This window comes from Lentzea sp. NEAU-D7, assembly GCF_026242055.1.
In the GTDB taxonomy this organism is placed as follows: domain Bacteria; phylum Actinomycetota; class Actinomycetes; order Mycobacteriales; family Pseudonocardiaceae; genus Lentzea.
In genome coordinates this window covers 61,126-79,554 of the sequence record NZ_JAPJDL010000031.1, presented here as the reverse complement: position 1 = coordinate 79,554, position 18,429 = coordinate 61,126, and the positions used below count along the sequence as shown (strand labels likewise).

The window sequence follows — 18,429 nt, the reverse complement described above, 5'->3', positions numbered from 1 at the left end:
GCGATCACTCGGGCTTCGGTTCGAAGTCCGCTGTCCTTTCTGGACTGTCGCGGAGCAGTGAAGCCGGACGGACGGCTAGCGAGCCGAAGCGGGAACGGGCCTGGTCGGCGGCTTGTTCGGCTTCGCGCCAGCCTCGCTCTGGGGCGTCGAAGATCAGTTGCTGGGCGGAGTCGGCGTTGTCAAGGCCCTCTATCCGGACGCCGATCAGGCGAACGTCGCCGGGCGGGACCTGGGTGTCCAGCAGCTCGGCGGCCACCCGGTAGACCTCCTGGGTCACGTCCGTCGACACCGGCAGGGTTCGGGAGCGGGTGATCGTCGTGAAGTCGGAGAAGCGGACCTTGATCGACACCGTCCGGCCGTGCAGACCCTTGGCCCGCAACGAACCCGCCGAGCGCTCCGACAGCCGCAGCAACTCGCGGCGCAGCAGCGCGCGGTCGGCGACGTCCACCTCGAAGGTCTCCTCTGCGCCGATCGACTTCTCCCGCGACTCCGGCACCACCGCGCGGTCGTCCACCCCGGATGCCAGCGCGTACAGGTGCTCCGCCAGCGCCACGCCGATCTTGCGGCGCAGGCGCGGGAGAGGCATGGCGGCCACGTCGGCGACGGTCTCCAGGCCCAGCGCCTCCAGCCTCGCCGCGGTCTTCGCGCCCACGCCCCACAAAGCGGAGACCGGCAGCGGGTGCAGGAACTCGAGAGAAGCAGCAGCGGGGACGACCATCATGCCGTCGGGCTTGCACATGCCCGAAGCGAGCTTCGCGAGGAACTTCGTCGACGCCACCCCGACCGAACAGGACACGCCCTGGTCGGCCAGCACACGTGACCTGATCAACTCGCCGATGCCGCCGGGTGTCAGGCCGAGCCGGCGGAGCGCGCCACCCACGTCGAGGAAGGCCTCGTCCAGCGACAAGGGCTCCACCAGCGGGGTGATGTCGCGGAAGATCGCCATGACCCCGCGCGAGACCTCCTGGTAGAGATCGAACTGCGGCGGCAGGTACACGGCGTGAGGCGCCAGACGGCGGGCGTGCGCGGTGGGCATCGCGGAACGCACGCCGTACTCACGCGCGAGGTAGTTCGCGGAACTCACGACGCCCCGCCCACCGACGCCACCGACCACGACGGGCACGGACTCAAGCTCAGGACGTTCGCGGATCTCCACCGACGCGTAGAAGGCGTCCATGTCGACGTGCAGCATCCGGCAGCCCGTGTCGTCAGGCCAGACGCCATCACGCGCACGGAACCGGTCGACCAGGCCGCGTGGCAGGTTCGCACTGCGACCCATGAACACCCCTTTCGAACGTGAGTTCGACGCAAATCCTACAGTTTGTACACCCGCGAGGCGTTCTCCGACGCTATGAGCCGTGCGATGCGATGCGCGTCGTCGTCCGCAAACGCATCACTCCGCAACCCATCGGCCAAGAAGTCCGACAACGCGCGCCGGAACATCAACGCGCCGAGGTAGTACAACTCGGGCAGAGCGAAGGCATCAGAGGAGAACAGGAACTTCCCGTACGGCACGATCTCCAACGCCTCAGCGAACACCCGCGAAGCCTGATGCCCCAGCCCGTGCGTCGCCAGCCCGAGATCGCAGAACACGTGCGGGAACACCTGCGCGAGGTACCCGGCCTGCCGGTGGAACGGGTAGTTGTGCAGCAGCAACACCGGAACACCAAGAGCAGCGGTCGCCCGCAGGAACGGCGTCAGCAACGACGGATCGCACAAGTGCAGATCGAGGTCCGAGTCGCCGTACCCCACGTGGAACTGCAACGGCAGCCCGGCGTCCAACGCCTCCCAGGCCAGCCAGGCGATCACCACCGGGTCCTCCAGCCGACCGGATGACCACGCCGCCACCGCGCGCTCCACCTCCGCGTCGGCAGGTCGCACACCGGGAAGACCCAGCCCGATCCGGTACGCCGCAACGGACTTCGCCCCCACCGCCGACGACGAGGCGAGCCGCGAGCGGACGAGGTCGACGAACTCCGAGGGCGAGACCGAAGGCCTCACCGCCTCCGCCAGCGCCTCCAGGCGCACGATGTCGTGCGCGACACCCCCGCCCAGCGCGGCCAGCTCGGTCGCCGACAGCAGCCGATCGGGCTGGAACCCGCCGTCCACCAGGAACGTGTGGATCCCGGACGCCATCAGGAACGTGCGCGACACTTCGGCGATGTGCAACGAGTTCCGCCGTTCGAGGTACTCGTCGGCGGACGCGTGACGGGGCAGGTCCAGCAACGGCGCGCACCAGCGCCGCACCGCGAACCCGAGGGCCGAGTCGAAGAACGACCCGCCCAGCGGGGACACCGCATCGGCCTCCAGCAACAACGACTCGAACTCCGGACGAGCGCTGTCGGTGCGCAGCACACCGTGGCAATGGTGATCTATCAGCCCGAGTTCGGCGACGAACGGCAAGATGCCCATAACCTCAGGATCGTGGACTCTGCGGAACGGGACCAGCGGTTCGATCGGGCGACGGAGCTCTTCGACGGGCTCAACGCGCGGGACGTGAGCGTCGTGGCGCTCACCTGGGTCGACAACAGCGGCATCCTCCGCACGAAGTCCGTCCCCCTGCGCAGGCTGGCGCACGCGGCGGCGCACGGCGTGGGCGCGTCACCGGTGTTCGACGTCTTCCTGTTCGACGACTTCATCATCCAGGGCCGGTTCGCCGGCGGTCCGGTCGGCGACCTGCGGCTGCACCCCGACCTCGACCGCCTCACCGTGCTCGCGGGCCAGCCGGGCTGGGCGTGGGCCCCCGCCGACCGCCACTTCCAGAGCGGTGTCCCCTACCCGATGGACCAGCGCCTGCAGGCCCGCAAGGCCGTCCAGAACCTCGCCGACGCGGGCCTCACCGCCCAGGCGGGCTTCGAGATCGAGTGGTGCCTCGGCAGGACCGGCACCGACGACTGGGTCCCCGCGACCAGCGGGTCCGCGTACGGCCACGCCCGCCAGGTCGAGCTGTCCGACTACTGCGTCGACCTCCTCGAAGCCCTGGACCAGCAGGACGTCGAGGTCCTCCAGTTCCACCCCGAGTACGCCGCCGGCCAGTTCGAGGTCTCCACGGCGCCGGAGGACCTCGTGGCCGCCGCGGACACGGCCGTGCTCGTCAAGGAGACCATCCGCGCCGTCACCATCCGGCACGGCATGCGCCCGTCGTTCTCCCCCAAGGTCGTCAACGGCGGTGTCGGCAACGGTGGTCACCTGCACCTCAGCCTCTGGCGCGACGGCACGAACCTCTTCGACGGCTTCCAGGACGAGGCGAAGCAGTTCAGCGCGGGCGTCCTCAACCACCTCCGCGCGTTGTGCGCGATCGGTGCCCCCTCTCTCGCGAGCTACCTCAGGCTCGTGCCGAACACATGGGCCGCACCGTTCGTGGCGTGGGGCGAGGAGAACCGCGAAACGGCGCTGCGCCTGATCCGGGACAACCTGGAAATCAAGTGCTTCGACCTGACCGCGAACCCCTACCTCGTCGTCGCGGGTGTGGTCGCGGCCGGTCTGGACGGCATCGCCACCCAAGCCGCGCTGCCCGAGGGCCTCAACGTCGACCCGGCGCTGCTCGGCGACGTCCAGCGCCTGCCCACGTCGCTCAGGGAGGCCGTCGACGAGTTCGAGAAGGACGCCGTGCTGACCCAGGCGTTCGGGCAGGAGCTGGCGGGCACGATCGCCGACGTGCGGCGCGGCGAGATCGAGCGGTACAAGGACGCGAGCCCGCAGGGCATCGCCAACATCACTCGCTGGCGGTATTGAGCTCCTTGCGCAACCGCGACAGCGCGCGGTGCTGGGCCACCCGGACCGCACCCGGCGTCGACCCGACCGCCTCGGCCGTCTCCTCCGCCGACAACCCCACCATCACGCGCAGCACGACGATCTCGCGCTGCTTCTCGGGCAGCACGCGCAGAAGCGTCGCCATCTGCTCCGAGAGCTCTCCTTGCATCGCGCGCTGCTCAGGCCCGGCCGCGGTGTCCATCGACTCCGGCAGCTCGGACACGGCCTCGGCGCGGTTGCGCGAGAAGCTGCGGAACGAGTCGGCCACCTTGTGCGCCGCGATCCCGTAGACGAACGCCAGGAACGGACGCCCCTGGTCGCGGTACGACGGCAACGAGGTCAGCACGGCCAGGCACACGTCCTGCGCCACGTCGTCCGCCGACGCGAACGATCCGACGCGCGCACGGCAGTACCGCACGATCAACGGCCGGATGGTGCCGAGCAGCCGTTCGACGGCGGCGCGATCACCGGCGACAGCGCGCGCGACGTGCTCGTCCGCTGTCTGCGGGCGGCTCGAGTAGTAGGAGGGTGCCGGCGGGTCGACCGGCTCCTTGACGCCACCGGTGGTCCGCTCGACCAACGCGTCGAGGGTCCCCCTGGAGGCAGAGACCGGCCCACCCACGGACGAGCCCTGCACGGCTTCCGCGGGCACCTTGCGGTGCAGGCCGGGTGTGAACTCCACGCAGATCACCGTTCCTCTTCTGGACGCCGGCGCACCGCGTGACGCGCCCGCCGGATCCGTCCTTCGACCGCGCGCGGGGTGAGTCGCATCAACTCGCCGATCTCCGCATGCGAATAGCCCTGGTCATGAAGGAAGAGCAACCGCTTGCTGTCCTCGCTCAGCGTGGCGAACGCGGCGTTCGCCGCCGCCTGCTCGATGACCGCGTCCTCGGGATTCCCCTCGGCCACGACGTTCTCGAGCGAGGCCAGCGTGTCCACGAGCCGTACGTCCTGCCAGCCGTGTGCATGCGTCTGCCAGCGGCGGTACACGTTCGGGAACGCGAGCACGCAGGCGTTGACGAAGTACTCGTTCAACGGCTGCCCGTGCTCGACCGACCACTCCCGGCCGAGCAGACCCCGGTCCCGGAAGTAGACGAACCCCTCGTACACCGCGTCGCTCGCCAGTTCCTCGGCCTCCTGCCGCGAGATGTCCTGCTGGTGCAGGTAGCGGCCTTGCCGCCCGCAGCGGGAGAAGATGGCGCCGGACCACACGAGCTTCGTAACGATCGTGAGTCCGTGCCCGAGAAGCTGACGGTGGAACTGGTCCCAGCGAGGCCCGGACAGCCCTGACTCGCGAAAGTGCTGAACCAGCACCCCATCGATGCGCAGCCGGTCGGCGGCAAGCGCTGAGTCCGAACTTCCCATGCCCCCTGGTCCCTATGTCGGTGTCTTCCTGCCCTCTAGGTATGTCGTTTGGGTGCGTCCACCCCACGCACTCGCCACGACTCGTAACAAACGCAAACGAATGTCACCCGATCGGGACAGCCATCGACGCGATTTCCTTGCGAAGGCGACTGAGCGCCCGGTGCTGGGCGACACGGACCGCACCCGGCGTCGAGCCCACGGCTTCCGCGGTCTCCTCGGCGGACAGACCCACCACGACGCGCAGCACGAGGATCTCGCGCTGCTTGTCCGGCAGGACGTGCAGCAGCCGGCCGAGCGTGCCGTTCAGCTCGTCGTGGAGGACGAACTCCTCCGGCCCGACACCCCGCACGGCTTGATCGGGCACCTCGGCCACCGGCTCCGCTCGGTTACGGGCAAGCGCCCGGTGAGCGTCGGCGACCTTGTGCGCGGCGATGCCGTAGACGAACGCGAGGAACGGCCTGCCTTGCTCCCGGTACTTCGGAAGGGCCGTCAGCACGGCCAGGCAGACCTCCTGCGCGACGTCGTCCGCAGTTGTCGCCGAGCGACCCACACGCGCGCGACAGTACTTCACAACCAGCGGTCGCAGGTAGCGAAGTAGCTGGTCAGTGGCCCTGCGCTCGCCTTGCACGGCCAGGCTGACCAGTTCTGCGGATAAAGCCGAACTCTCCATTCGAAGCGTCCCCTCGTCGACGTCCCGTGGAGGAGACGTGCGACGCGTCACTCCTTATGCGGAAAGTAGGGAGAAACTTCAAACGTCACCCGTTTGCAGCAACGAGCAGCGGCGGGTGATAGGCGCGGAGCGACCACTCCACGTAACCGAAACCCGCGCGTTCCGCCAATTCGGTGATTTCATGACGAGCAACCACCCAATACCGTGCCTTGCCCACCACGACGCGCCACGAGCCGGCCTCCTGGCCGCAGGACCCGCGTGGTGGAAGGCACCGGTCAGATCAACTCCTCGACCCCCACGGACGTGCGGAGCTTGGCCAGCGCACGGTGCTGAGCCACCCTCACGGCACCGGGCGTCGACCCGATCGCCTCAGCCGTCTCCTCCGCCGTCAGCCCGACCACCACGCGCAGCAGCAGGATCTCGCGCTGCTTGTCCGGCAGGCCCCGCAGCAACTGACCAAGCCGCACCGAGAGCGACCCGAGCAGTGCGTTCTCCTCGGGGTCGGCGGCCAGCGACGGACCGTCCGGCACCTCGGCGACGGGCTCGGACCGGTTGCGCGCCGAGACCCGGTGCGCGTCCGCGACCTTGTGCGCGGCGATGCCGTAGACGAACGCGAGGAAAGGTCTTCCCTGCTCGCGATAGGTGGGCAGTGCCGTGAGCACCGCCAGGCAGACCTCCTGCGCCACGTCGTCCGCCGACGCGTACGCCCTTTCGTTGCGACCGACGCGCGCACGGCAGTACCGCGCCACAAGCGGGCGCACGGAGGCCAGCAGCCGTTCGACGGCGTGCCGGTCACCCGCAACGGCCTCGTTGACCAATGAGGCCAGCAGGTCGGAACTTTCCATCGCGTTGGTCCCTACGTCGGCAGCGAAGACATTATCTTTCGCCGCCGAGTTGTTTGGGACCACTCATCAGGGTCATAAAAGTCCCGATTGCAAAGGGTTTCACGCGGTACGGCGGGCGAGCACGTGCAGGCGGGCGGCGACGTCCCGGAGCGGGGAACGCGTGGCGGCGGCCAGTTCCAGCTCGGCGAGTGCGTCGGCGGCACCCGGATTCGCGTCCAGCACCACACCGGGCACGAGATCAGAAACTACCCCGTGACCTTGCAGGATCTCCACGGACAGTCCGGCTTCGAGGACGAGCTTCTCGAGTCCGGCGACGTCGAACCGGCGCTGCAACGGATCGCGCGTGCCCGCGAGCTGCCCCGCGTCGTCGTCCAGCAGCCTGCGCGCGTCGACGATGCGGCCCGCGATCGCGCGGTGCAGAATCGCCGCGAACCGGTTCGCGACCAGCACCGACACCGCACCGCCGGGCGCCACCGCGGCGGCCAGCGAGGCGAGCGCTGCGGGAGCGTCGTCCACCACCTCCAGCAGCCCGTGCGCCAGCACCAGGTCGGCCTCACCGGCGGCAACGCCCAGCGAGTCCGTGTCGCCCTGGACTGCGTTGATGGTCACACCGGCTTCGCGCGCACGGGTGCTCAGCGTGGCCAGTGCGTTCGGCGAAGGCTCCACGACCGTGACCGCGCATCCCGCTGCGGCTAGGGGAACGGCCCAGACACCGCTGCCACCACCAACGTCGAGCACACGGGGCTGTTCTCCACCCCTGCGCTCGCGTGCGGCGGCCAATTCGGCGTCGAGCACCCTCTGTACGGCGTCCGGTCGCATGTCCAACAGAGTAGGAGACCCTAGAGTAGGTCTGTGCATACGGTGTCCGTGCTCAGCCTCAAGGGAGGCGTCGGCAAGACGACGGTGGTGCTCGGCCTGGCCTCTGCCGCTCTCCGCCGTGGTGTCCGCACTCTGGTGATCGATCTCGATCCCCAGTGCAACGCCACGTCGACGCTGGAGCCAGAGGAGTCCAAGGCCAGCATCTACGACGTCCTGCAGGACCCGTCCGAGGAGAACCTGGAAGAGGCGATCCGCCCGAGCAGGTGGGGCGACGGCATCGACGTGCTCTCGGGGTCCGAGGACGCCGAACTGCTCAACCACCCCGATCCGAACGAGTCGCGGCTGCACCGCCTGAAAGACGCGCTGCGCACGTTGCGGGACATGTACGACGAGTTCCCCTACCACCTCGTGCTGCTCGACTGCCCGCCGTCGCTGGGCCAGCTGACCCGCTCGGCGCTGGTGGCGGCCGACCGCGCGTTGCTGGTCACCGAGCCGACGATGTTCGCGGTGGCGGGTGTGCAGCGCGCGTTCGAGGCGGTGCAGAACGAGCGGGAGAGCAACAACGCCGACCTGCAGCCGCTGGGTGTCGTCGTGAACCGCGTGCGACCGCGTTCGCACGAGCACCAGTTCCGCATCGAAGAGCTGCGGGACATCTTCGGGCCTTTGGTGATGCCGGTGGCGTTGCCGGACCGTCTCGCCGTGCAGCAGGCACAGGGCGCGTGCATGCCGATCCACGAGTGGGGTACTCCCGGCGCACGAGAGGTGGCGCTGGCGTTCAACCTGCTGCTCGCCCGAATCCAGCGCATCTCGCGGAGCCGGCGCCGCGCCGTGCACCAAGACTTCGACGACGACGAGATCCAGGAAGCGGTGGATGCCTGAAGGGGACACGGTCTTCCTGGCCGGTCATCGCATGCACGAGGCGTTGGCCGGGAAGACGCTGCGACGCGGGGAACTGCGTCACCCCCGGCTGGCCGCGCTGGACCTGACCGGTCTGGACGTGCTGGGCGTGCGCACGTACGGCAAGCACATGTTCACCCGGTTCTCCGACGGCAACAGCCTGCGCAGCCACTTCCGGATGGACGGCTCGTGGCACCTCTACCGGCCCGGTGAGCGCTGGCGCCGCCCCGCGCACCAGGCCCGCGCGGTGTTCGAGGTGGACGACCGGCAGGCCATCGGATTCGCGCTGCACGACCTGGAGTTCCTGCCGACCACCGACGAGGACAGGCTCATCTCGCATCTCGGACCTGATCTTCTGGCACTGGACTTCGACGCCGCTGAGGCCGTTCAGCGGTTGACCGCCGATCCTTCCCGGGCCATCGGGCTCGCATTGTTGGATCAGCGGGTCATGGCCGGCGTCGGCAATCTCTACCGCGCGGAAGTCTGTTTCCTGTTGCGCGTTCTGCCGACCGCCCCGGTGTCATCTGTGGACGCCTCACGTGCGGTTGCGCTGTCGCGCAAGCTCCTGCAGGCCAACCAGTGGCGGCCCGAGCAGAGCACCACGGGCGACCTGCGCGTGCAGCACTACGTTTTCGAGCGGACCGGCAAACCCTGTTTGCGTTGCCGCACAAGAGTCCGATCGGACGAGATCGACGGCAGATTCGTGTACTTCTGCCCAAAATGTCAATCAGGTTGAACCGAGACGCTCTTCCAGCCGTGTGCCCCAATATGGCGGTCAATCTGGATGCGTTGCGCCCCGGCTTCACCGACGACCCGTACGCGGTGCTGAAGAGCCTGCGCGACGCAGGTCCCGTGCACCGGGTCGAGACCTTCGGCGTGCCGATGTGGCTCGTGACCCGCTACCCCGACGTCCGCGCCGCGCTCGACAACCCGCTGCTGTCCTCGCACGGCTCCGCGCTCGCCGAACCCCTGCGCGGCCACCCGCACTTCGCGTCGTGGTGGTTCGGCGACCTGTCGGACCACATGATGAACAGCGACGGCCCCGACCACACCCGGCTGCGCCGCGCGGTGTCGAGCCAGCTCACGCCGCGACGCATCGCCGCACTGCGCCCCCGGATCGAGCAGGTCGCCGCCTCCCTGGCCGAGCAGTTCGCGGACTCGGGACGCTGCGACCTGATCGCGGACTTCGCGGCACCGCTGCCCATCACCGTGATCATGGAACTGCTCGGCGTCCCCGCCGTCGACCAGGAGAACTTCCGCTACTGGGCGGACGTCGTCACCGGACTGGCCGACGGCGACGCGACCTCGGCCCGCGAGGAGACCTCCGGCTACCTGCGCGACCTCGTCACCCACAAGCGGACCTCCGGCGACGACGACCTGATCGGCGGCCTGGCCCGCGCGACCGGCGAGGCCGCGCTGTCGGACAGCGAACTGGCCTCGCTGGCGTTCCTGCTGCTCGTGGCCGGTTACACCACCGCCGTCGACCTCGTGGGCAACGGTGCGCTGGCGTTGCTGCGCCACCCCGAGCAGCTCGAACTGCTGCAGCGCTCGTCGTCGCTGCTGCCGGGCGCCATCGAGGAGTTCCTGCGGTTCGACGGCCCGACCTCGCACCTGCTGCGGTTCGCGACGCGGCCGCTGACGATCGGCGGCGCGCAGATCCAGGCGGGTGACGTCGTGCTGCTGTCGCTGGCCTCCGCCGAGCACGACGGCAACCGGTACCCGCGGGCCGACCAGCTCAACATCGAGCGGGCGGACCGCCAGCACCTGGCGTTCGGGCACGGCATCCACTTCTGCCTGGGCGCGCCGCTGGCCCGGCTGGAGGGCGAGGTGGCGTTCCGGACGCTGCTGGGGCGGTGCGCCGGGCTGGCCCTGGACACCTCGCAGCCGCTGTCCTGGCGCGTGTCGCTGGGCAGCCGCGGGTTGCGGGGGCTGCCGGTGACGTTCCTGGCCAAGCCTGCGATGCCGCTGGACGAACAGGCGACGATCAAGGTGCCGAAGCCGCTGTAGCCCTTCCGTCGACCAGGGCCGTGAGGCCGTCCTGAGCTGGCGTTATAGGGTAAGCGCGTGGTGTACAAGCAGGTGGTTCGCAAGGCGTTGTTCGGGATGCACGGCGGCGACGCGGAGCGGGTCCACGAGACCACGCTCGACCTCATGGCGCGGCTGAGCCCGCTGGCGAGGTTCGCCCGCAACCAGAACAACCCCCGCACCGTGTTCGGCGTCCGCTTCCCGAACCTCGTGGGACTCGCGGCGGGCCTCGACAAGGACGGGCGGGCGTTGCCGGCGTGGGGTGCGCTCGGGTTCGGGTTCGTGGAGGTCGGCACCGTCACCTGGCACGCGCAGCCCGGCAACCCGAAGCCCCGGCTGTTCCGGCTCCGCGAGGACGAGGCGATCATCAACCGGATGGGCTTCAACAACGCGGGTGCGCAAGCGCTTGCCGCGAAGCTCGACAAGACGCCGCTCAAGACACCGCTGGGCATCAGCCTCGGCAAGTCCAAGATCACGCCGGTCGAGGACGCCGTGCAGGACTACCTGAACTCGCTGAACGCGCTGAAGAGCCACGGCGACTACTACGCGATCAACGTGAGCTCGCCCAACACCCCCGGTCTGCGCAGCCTGCAGGACAAGGGGGCGCTCACCGAGCTCGTCGCGGCCCTGACCGCGGCGACGGACAAGCCGATGCTGGTCAAGATCGCGCCGGACCTCACCGAGGACGCCATCGCCGAGGTCATCCAGGTGTGCGTCGACAACGGCATTAAGGGCCTCATCGCCACGAACACCACTCTCAGCCGTGAAGGTCTCACGAGCGAGCACAGGAGCGAGACCGGCGGGCTCAGCGGCAAGCCACTCACCCAGCGCGCGAACGACGTGGTCCGGTTCATCACGAAGAACAGCGACCTGCCGGTCATCGGTGTCGGCGGCATCGCGTCCGCGGACGACGCCAAGCGCATGATCGACGCTGGCGCGAGCCTCGTGCAGATCTACACCGGGTTCATCTACGAAGGCCCCGGACTCGTGTCGAGGATCAACCGCGCGCTGAGGTGAGTCAGGTGTGGCGCGCGGCCCTGAGCCAGCGCATCACCGGGTGCAGGATCACGACGAGCAGCGAGCCCCAGACCATGCCGCCCATCTCGAGGTCGCCGATCTCGATGGTGAGGTCGCCCACGCCGGCCACCAGCGCGGCGCCTCCGACCAGCGCGTTCGCCGGGTTCGCCAGGTCGACGCCGCGGTCCATCCAGATCCGCACGCCCACCAGCACGATCAGGCCGTAGAGCACGATCGTGCAGCCGCCGAGCACGCCCGGCGGGATGGTGCCGAACAGCGCGATGGCCTTCGGGGAGAACGCCAGCAGCGTGGCGAACACACCGGCGAACGCGAACGCCGCCGTCGTGTAGACGCGGGTCACGGCCATGACACCGATGTTCTCGGAGTACGTCGTCGTCCCGGCGCCGCCGCCGAGGCCGGACAGCGCGGTCGACAGGCCGTTCGCGATGATCGCGTCACCCGCGCTGCCGTCGAGGTTGCGCCCGGTCAGCGCGGCGACCGCCTTCACGTGCCCGACGACCTCGGCCACCAGCACGATCACGACGGGCAGCATCAGCAGCACCACGGACGGCCGCAGTTCGGGCTGGTAGAGCTTCGGCAGGCCCACCCACGCCGCGTCGCGCAGCGCCGCGAGCCGTTCCGACGACACGGCACCGAACGCCAGGCCGCCCATCCAGATCGCGATGAAGCCGATCAGGATCGAGAACCGGAACACCAGGCCGCGGCCCAGCACTCCGGCCAGCAGGATCACCAGCGTGGTCAGGCCGGCGAGCAGCGGCTGCTCGCTGAAGTTCGAGGTGGCCTGGCGGGAGAGGTTCAGCCCGATGAGGATCACGACGGCGCCGGTGACGACCGGCGGCATGACGGACTCCAGCAGCCGCACGCCGAGCGCCTTGACCGCGATGCCGACGACGATCACCAGCAGGCCCGCGGCGACGACACCGCCGAGCTGCGCCGCGATGCCCTGTTCGCGCGCGGCCACCAGCGGGGCCACGAAGGCGAAGGACGAACCGAGGTAGCTCGGCACGCGGTTCTTGGTGATGACGAGGAAGAGCAGCGTGCCGAGGCCGGAGAACAGCAGAGTGGTGGCGACGGGAAGACCGGTGGCGGTGGGAACGATCACCGTCGCGCCGAACATGGCGACGAGGTGCTGCACCCCGAACCCGATGGTGAGGGGCCAGCTCACCCTCTCCTGGGGTGCGACGGTTTCACTGTCGGTGATCCGACCGTCCCCGTGCACGGTCCACAACGCCAACGCACTGCCTCCCGGCAATTCAGCCGGACTTCCCGCAGACCGGCCCCGGAATCCTGCCACGCCATGTAGCGGCCACGGCTAGATAACGGTCCGATAATCACACGATTGCCCTAAAGATCTCCATAGAGAACCGCCGAATAGGCGCAGGCAACTACGGAGCGTTACTTCTAATGCGCTGAATAGCCTGAGACATCGCGCATTGCGGACGCAAGACCGGCCATGTGGTCCGTGGCGTCGTCCAGCACCTCGCGCGGGTCCTGGAACTGCGTGCTCGCCGCCAGCGCATGACCCGCCGCGGCCACCAACGCACAGTAGCGGTCCACGCCGTCGGCCAGTTGGATCCTGAGCACCCGCACACCCTCGACCAGCGCCGCGCGCTCCAGGGGCGGTGCGGTGTCGCGGGCCCGTTCGACGGCCTGGAGCTGTGCCGACACCGCGCGGATGGCCGTCGAGGCCTCCTGGGCGGTCTGGCGGGCGTGCTGGACGGACTCGGTCGGCATCGACGTGAGCGCGGGCGAGTCGAGCTGCACGAGCAGCTGGTTCATCGTGTCCTCGGCGCCGTGGAGCTTCTCCATCGGTACGCGCGCGGACGACGCGTGCGCGGGCAGCGGCGGCCTGGGCGGTGGCGGCGGGGACAGTTCCAGCCGCACCTTGTCCGCCTTGATCTCACGCAGCTTGAACCCGCTGCGCACGGCGAGGACGGTGGGCACCGCTGTACCGATCGCGCCGGTGACGGCGGCCCACGTGCCGAGCACACCGGTGAAGCCCAGCACGGCGAGCGTGCCGAGGATCGAGATCACGATCAGCCAGAACGTGAGGACGGCGTTCGTGCGCTTGCGCTTGCGCTCCAGCTTCGCGCGCGGGTCGTTCCACTTCTGCATCCGGTAGCGCGCCTGCTCGGCCAGCGGGTGGCCCTGGAGCGACGCACCCAACTCGTTGACGACCTTGCGGACGATCTCGTTGTTGGGACGGTTTCTCCAGGGCTCCATGATCACCTGCTGACTCCTCCTGCCCCGACGCCCAGTGTCAGTTCTGGGCGGGTGGGACCTGCTGCTGCGTGGTCTTCTGCTCCTGCTGGACGCGCTGCGCGATCTCGGCCTGGATCTGCGCGGCGGCGCTGTTGCCCGCGGTCACCTGCTGCGGCGTGTTCGCCTGACCGCCGTGCATCGAGGCGCGGATCTGCTCGAGGCGCGACGAGCCGGCGAGCTGGGTGGTCGAGGCCTGCACCTCGAGCATCCGGCCCTGCACCGAGTTCTGGGCGAGCTCGGCGGACCCGAGGGCCGTCGAGTAGCGCTTCTCGATCTTGTCGCGAACCTCTTCCAGCGACGGTACGTTGCCCGGCGCGGCGAGCTCGCTCATCTGGTTCAGCGATGCGGAGACCTGCTCCTGCATCTTGGCCTGCTCCAGCTGGCTGAGGAGCTTGGTGCGCTCGGCCAGCCTCTGCTGCAGCATCATCGCGTTGCGCTCGACCGCCTGCTTGGCCTGGGCGGCGGCCTGCAACGACTGGTCGTGCAGCGTCTTGAGGTCCTCGATGCCCTGCTCGGCGGTGACGAGCTGGGTGGCGAAACCCTGCGCGGCGTTCTCGAACTGCGTCGCCTTCTGCTCATCGCCCTTCGAGCGCGCCTCGTCGGCGAGCACGAGCGCCTGACGCGCGGAGGCCTGCAGCTTCTCCACATCGCCCAGCTGGCGGTTCAGCTTCATCTCCAGCTGGCGCTGGTTGCCGATGACGGCCGCAGCCTGCTGCGAGAGGGCCTGGTGCTGCCGCTGCGCCTCCTCGATGGCCTGCTGGATCTGCACCTTCGGGTCAGCGTGCTCGTCGATCTTCGACGAGAACGACGCCATCAGGTACTTCCAGAACTTCACGAACGGACTGGCCATCTCCTACGCCTGCCTTCTCGGTGCCGGTGTTGGATCCATCGTCTCAATTGTTCGTCGGCGTATCCACCGACATGGGGAGATATCCGGGAACACCCTGACCCACCCCGGGACTTAGGAGTACACGCCTGACGACGTGCCAATCCTGCCCGCACCCGCGTCCGGAGACGCGGTGACCCAGCGTGCCGATGCCAAGCCGTTGCCTGCCGTTCAGCGCGCTGCCGTCGTTGTCAGTTGAACGTCCGAGGACGCAATCTTGTTGCAGACCGTCACGTGGCAGGGGCCACAGACGGGTGGGATCACCCGAATGCAGGCGGCCCCGCTCGCCATCGGGCGAGCGGGGCCGGCTGAGCACATGGGGTTATGCCGCGACGACTGCTTTGGGAGTCTCGCCGATCTTGCTCGTGAGCCTGTGACTGAGCATGGGTTGCAACCGCAGGTCGGACAGGTCGTCCGACAGCGTGGACGGCAGCACGCGGCCACCCTCCAGCTTGCCCCGCTCGGTTCGTCCGTCCGGGACGGTGTCGGGCACCGTGTCCGGCGTCTGCTGAACGGCGCCGATGTCGGAGGCGACGTGGTGCAGCAACTCGGACAAGGGCAGTTCCAACGCGTCACAGATGGCCGCGAGGAGCTCGCTGGACGCCTCTTTGCGGCCGCGCTCCACCTCGGACAGGTACCCCAGGCTCACGCGGGCGGTCCGAGAGACCTCGCGCAGCGTGCGGCGTTGGTTGGTGCGGGCATGGCGAAGTCGATCACCGATCGCCTCGCGTAGCAGCACGGTCATCGCGCGCCTCCTTCCGGCCGGCCGTGTCCCTACGTTACCGATCGACACCGACAACGGGCACTGACTTCCGAACACGTCCGCCAAGGGCGAACGAACGCGGAGTCATCATTAGTTCCCCTCTTCGGTCATCAGCAGGTGATCCGACAGCAGGACCAGGGCTTTTTCCACGGCTTCCGAACGCACCGCTCTGCGGTCGCCACTCACCGTGATTGTCCGCACTGTGGACACTCCAGGCCCGCTCAAGCCGATGTGCACCGTCCCCGGAGCGACACCGTCCTGCGGATCGGGGCCGGCGACCCCGGTGAGCCCGATCCCCCAGTCCGAACGGCACCGCTCGCGGGCACCCTCGGCCAGTTGGATCGCGACGTCGGGGTGCACGGCACCGTGCTCGTCGAGCAACTGCTGATCCACGCCCGCGAGCTCGTGCTTGAGCTCGGTCGCGTAGACGATCAACCCACCGCGGACCACGGCACTCGCCCCCGGTGTGTCGACGATCGTCGCGCACAGCAGACCCGCGGTGAGCGACTCGGCCGTGGCAACGGTCTGGTTCCTCGCTTTGAGCAGTCCGACGACGTCTGTCACAGCACGGCCCGGCCTGCTCTTGCCTTCATCTTGAACGCCCGGATGACGTAATCGATTCCCGTGACGATGGTGAGCACGAGCGCCACGGCCATGATCGCCCAGGCGATGAGCTGCAGCACGTCGTTCTGCGGGAGCACGAACAGCCCGATCGCGATGACCTGCGCCAGCGTCTTGGCCTTGCCGCCGCGGCTGGCCGGGATGACGCCGTAGCGGATCACCCAGAACCTCAGCAGCGTGATGCCGACCTCGCGCACGGCGATGGTGATCGTGATCCACCACGGCAGCACGTCGAGGATGCTCAGGCCGACCAGCGCGGACCCGGTCAGGGCCTTGTCCGCGATGGGGTCGGCGATCTTGCCGAAGTCGGTGATCAGCCCGTGCTTGCGCGCGAGCGTGCCGTCGATGTGGTCGGTGAAGCTCGCGACGGCGAAGATCCCGAAAGCGATGAGGCGCCACGTCGTGTCGAAGCCGCCCGCTTCGAACAGGGAGAACAGGAAGACCGGAACGAGCGCCAGCCGCGCCATCGTGAGGATGTTCGCGACGTTGAGCAGCGGGACCTTCCGGGCTTCCGTCATGTCGGGAGTACCTCGACGATCAGGTCCACGCCCTCGGAGTCGACCACGCGGCAGCGCACGAAGTCGCCGCGCTTGAGCCCTTCGGCCTCCAGCACGATGCACTCGCCGTCGACCTCGGGCGCCTGGTGCTCGGCCCGGCCGACGCAGTCGCTCTCCTCGTCCTCCTCGTGCTCGATCAGCACGACGACCTCGGTGCCCACGCGGTCCTCGGCGCGCTGGCTCGTCAGCTCCTCGACGAGGTTGCCGATCCGCTGCACCCGCTCCGCGATGGTGTCCGCGTCGAGCTTGCCCTCGAGGTTCTCGGCCTCGGTGCCGTCCTCGTCGGAGTACCCGAAGATGCCGACCGCGTCGAGGCGCGCCTCGGTGAGGAAGCGCTCCAGTTCCTGCAGGTCGGCCTCAGTCTCGCCGGGGAAGCCGACGATGAAGTTGCTGCGGATGCCGGCCTCGGGCGCGTGCTCGCGGATCTGCCACACGAGCTTGAGGAAGCTGTCCGTGTCGCCGAACCGGCGCATGCGCCGCAGCACGTTCTCGCTGGAGTGCTGGAACGACATGTCGAAGTAGTTCGCGACCTTCTCGGTCTTCGCGATCGCGGCGACCAGCGACGGCTTCGTCTCGGCCGGCTGCAGGTAGCTGACCCGCACCCGCTCGACGCCGGGGATGGACGCGAGCCGCGGGAGCAGCTGCTCGAGGGCGCCCTGCTCGCGGGGCAGGTCCTTGCCGTAGCTGGTGGAGTTCTCGCTGACGAGGAACAGCTCCTTGACGCCGTTCTCGGCGAGCCACATGGCCTCGGAGACGACCTCGTCCGGGTGCCGCGACACGAACGCGCCGCGGAAGCTCGGGATGGCGCAGAAGCTGCAGCGCCGGTCACAGCCCGACGCGATCTTCAGCGGCGCCACGGGGGCGTCGTCGAGCCGCTTGCGCTGGACCTTGGTAGGGCCCCAGCCGTGGCCGGGAACCTGGACGCCGTCCTTGGCCTCCTGGCGCTTGACCGGCGTGATGGGCAGCAGCGTGCGGCGGTCCACGGGCACGTGCGACTCGACCGGCTTGCCGTGCAGCACGTCCTGCAGGCGCTCGGCCAGGTCGTTGTACTGGTCGAAGCCCAGGACCGCGGCCGCCTCGGGGAGGCTGTCCGCGAGCTCCTTGCCGTAGCGCTCCGCCATGCATCCGACCGCGACGACCTTGGCGCCGGTGTCGGAGGCGGCGAGCAGCGTGTCGACCGAGTCCTTCTTCGCCTGCTCGACGAAGCCGCACGTGTTGACGACGACGACGTCGGCGCCCTCGTCCACCAGCTCCCAGCCGCCCTCGCCGAGGCGCCCGGCGAGTTCCTCGGAGTCGACCTCGTTGCGGGCACAGCCCAGGGTCAGCAGCGACACGCGTCGCGGAGTGGTGGGAGAAGACACGGCGCTCAGAGTAACCGGGTCGGGCTGTCAGACCGGAATCGTGCCCACCTCATACTTGACGGTTGTGACCAGTGGGGTAGTCGTGCGGCGTGCCCGCACCAGCGATGTGCGCGCCATGAAGGCGTTGATCGACGGGTATGCCGGCAAGGTTCTGCTGACCAAACCGCTGGTCACGCTGTACGAGGCGGTCCAGGAGTTCTGGGTGGCCGAGCAGGACGGCGAGCTGCTGGGCTGCGGCGCCCTGCACGTGATGTGGGAGGACCTGGCCGAGATCAGGTCGGTCGCCGTGTCGCCGATGGCGCTCGGCCGCGGCGTGGGGCACCGGATCGTGGCGCAGCTCATCGCCACCGCCAGGGAGCTGCAGCTCGGGCGGATCTTCGTGCTGACGTTCGAGACCAAGTTCTTCAGCAAGCACGGCTTCGTCGAGATCGAGGGCACGCCGGTGAGCCCCGAGGTCTACGAGGAGATCATGCGATCGGTGGACGAGGGCGTCGCCGAGTTCCTCGACCTGAGCTACGTGAAGCCGAACACGCTCGGCAACAGCCGGATGCTCCTGGAGTTGTAACT

General features: G+C 68.9%; 20 protein-coding genes. 6 read left to right on the top strand and 14 right to left on the bottom strand.

Annotated features, from left to right (window positions below; all coding sequences use genetic code 11):
* Positions 1-4: 4 nt before the first annotated feature.
* On the bottom strand, positions 5-1,279 hold the full coding sequence (locus tag ORI60_RS40690) for a DNA polymerase IV (RefSeq protein WP_266043335.1): 1,275 nt from the start codon (positions 1,277-1,279) through the stop codon (positions 5-7).
* 35 nt (positions 1,280-1,314) lie between these two features.
* Complete coding sequence (locus tag ORI60_RS40685) at positions 1,315-2,412, bottom strand: amidohydrolase family protein (RefSeq protein ID WP_266043334.1); 1,098 nt, start codon at positions 2,410-2,412, stop codon at positions 1,315-1,317.
* A 12-nt stretch (positions 2,413-2,424) separates the two neighbouring features.
* Between ORI60_RS40685 and ORI60_RS40680 the strand changes: the two genes are divergently transcribed.
* Positions 2,425-3,735: a glutamine synthetase family protein gene (locus ORI60_RS40680; protein ID WP_266043333.1), complete on the top strand. Its 1,311-nt coding sequence runs from the start codon at positions 2,425-2,427 to the stop codon at positions 3,733-3,735.
* Here ORI60_RS40680 and ORI60_RS40675 read toward each other — a convergent pair.
* The 5 genes from ORI60_RS40675 to ORI60_RS40655 all read right to left on the bottom strand — a co-directional run bounded on the left by ORI60_RS40675 (position 3,716) and on the right by ORI60_RS40655 (position 7,452).
* Entirely contained in the window at positions 3,716-4,333 is a 618-nt protein-coding gene (locus ORI60_RS40675) for a sigma-70 family RNA polymerase sigma factor (protein WP_416234581.1), read from the bottom strand. The genes ORI60_RS40680 and ORI60_RS40675 overlap by 20 nt on opposite strands.
* Before the next feature lie 107 nt (positions 4,334-4,440).
* Positions 4,441-5,118 (bottom strand): sigma factor-like helix-turn-helix DNA-binding protein, encoded by a 678-nt coding sequence (locus tag ORI60_RS40670; RefSeq protein ID WP_266043331.1) that lies wholly within the window; start codon positions 5,116-5,118, stop codon positions 4,441-4,443.
* Positions 5,119-5,221: 103 nt separating this feature from the next.
* A complete protein-coding gene (locus ORI60_RS40665; protein WP_266043365.1) occupies positions 5,222-5,788 on the bottom strand; it encodes a sigma-70 family RNA polymerase sigma factor in 567 nt (188 codons plus the stop codon).
* A gap of 275 nt (positions 5,789-6,063) precedes the next feature.
* Complete coding sequence (locus ORI60_RS40660; RefSeq protein WP_266043330.1) at positions 6,064-6,633, bottom strand: sigma-70 family RNA polymerase sigma factor; 570 nt, start codon at positions 6,631-6,633, stop codon at positions 6,064-6,066.
* A 99-nt stretch (positions 6,634-6,732) separates the two neighbouring features.
* Complete coding sequence (locus tag ORI60_RS40655) at positions 6,733-7,452, bottom strand: class I SAM-dependent methyltransferase (protein WP_266043329.1); 720 nt, start codon at positions 7,450-7,452, stop codon at positions 6,733-6,735.
* Positions 7,453-7,485: 33 nt separating this feature from the next.
* Between ORI60_RS40655 and ORI60_RS40650 the strand changes: the two genes are divergently transcribed.
* From ORI60_RS40650 to ORI60_RS40635, 4 genes are read left to right on the top strand one after another with little or no spacing between them, the layout of a single operon-like run.
* Positions 7,486-8,331, top strand: coding sequence for a ParA family protein (locus ORI60_RS40650; RefSeq protein ID WP_266043328.1), 846 nt, complete (start codon positions 7,486-7,488; stop codon positions 8,329-8,331).
* Complete coding sequence (locus ORI60_RS40645) at positions 8,324-9,085, top strand: DNA-formamidopyrimidine glycosylase family protein (RefSeq protein WP_266043327.1); 762 nt, start codon at positions 8,324-8,326, stop codon at positions 9,083-9,085. Before ORI60_RS40650 ends, ORI60_RS40645 begins: the two co-directional genes overlap by 8 nt.
* A gap of 32 nt (positions 9,086-9,117) precedes the next feature.
* The gene (locus tag ORI60_RS40640) at positions 9,118-10,356 is read left to right on the top strand and encodes a cytochrome P450 family protein (protein WP_266043326.1); all 1,239 of its coding nucleotides are present in this window, start codon (positions 9,118-9,120) and stop codon (positions 10,354-10,356) included.
* Between the two features lie 57 nt (positions 10,357-10,413).
* Complete coding sequence (locus ORI60_RS40635) at positions 10,414-11,391, top strand: quinone-dependent dihydroorotate dehydrogenase (protein WP_266043325.1); 978 nt, start codon at positions 10,414-10,416, stop codon at positions 11,389-11,391.
* Between the two features lies 1 nt (position 11,392).
* On the opposite strand, the gene ORI60_RS40630 is transcribed toward ORI60_RS40635, so the two are convergent.
* From ORI60_RS40630 to rimO, 7 genes are all read right to left on the bottom strand, one after another.
* Positions 11,393-12,646 carry a solute carrier family 23 protein gene (locus tag ORI60_RS40630; RefSeq protein WP_266043324.1) on the bottom strand — a complete coding sequence of 418 codons (1,254 nt, stop codon included), beginning with the start codon at positions 12,644-12,646 and terminating at the stop codon, positions 11,393-11,395.
* 167 nt (positions 12,647-12,813) lie between these two features.
* Entirely contained in the window at positions 12,814-13,635 is an 822-nt protein-coding gene (gene pspM, locus ORI60_RS40625) for a phage shock envelope stress response protein PspM (RefSeq protein ID WP_266043323.1), read from the bottom strand.
* Positions 13,636-13,672: 37 nt separating this feature from the next.
* Positions 13,673-14,524, bottom strand: coding sequence for a PspA/IM30 family protein (locus ORI60_RS40620; protein ID WP_266043322.1), 852 nt, complete (start codon positions 14,522-14,524; stop codon positions 13,673-13,675).
* A 358-nt stretch (positions 14,525-14,882) separates the two neighbouring features.
* A complete protein-coding gene (locus ORI60_RS40615) occupies positions 14,883-15,305 on the bottom strand; it encodes a helix-turn-helix domain-containing protein (protein WP_266043321.1) in 423 nt (140 codons plus the stop codon).
* Positions 15,306-15,413: 108 nt separating this feature from the next.
* On the bottom strand, positions 15,414-15,887 hold the full coding sequence (locus ORI60_RS40610; protein ID WP_266043320.1) for a CinA family protein: 474 nt from the start codon (positions 15,885-15,887) through the stop codon (positions 15,414-15,416).
* Positions 15,884-16,462 carry a CDP-diacylglycerol--glycerol-3-phosphate 3-phosphatidyltransferase gene (gene pgsA, locus ORI60_RS40605; RefSeq protein WP_266043319.1) on the bottom strand — a complete coding sequence of 193 codons (579 nt, stop codon included), beginning with the start codon at positions 16,460-16,462 and terminating at the stop codon, positions 15,884-15,886. The genes ORI60_RS40610 and pgsA overlap by 4 nt, the downstream gene beginning before the upstream one ends.
* A complete protein-coding gene (rimO, locus tag ORI60_RS40600; RefSeq protein ID WP_266043318.1) occupies positions 16,459-17,862 on the bottom strand; it encodes a 30S ribosomal protein S12 methylthiotransferase RimO in 1,404 nt (467 codons plus the stop codon). Before rimO ends, pgsA begins: the two co-directional genes overlap by 4 nt.
* A gap of 64 nt (positions 17,863-17,926) precedes the next feature.
* Between rimO and ORI60_RS40595 the strand changes: the two genes are divergently transcribed.
* The gene (locus tag ORI60_RS40595) at positions 17,927-18,427 is read left to right on the top strand and encodes an amino-acid N-acetyltransferase (RefSeq protein ID WP_266043317.1); all 501 of its coding nucleotides are present in this window, start codon (positions 17,927-17,929) and stop codon (positions 18,425-18,427) included.
* Positions 18,428-18,429 lie beyond the last annotated feature (2 nt).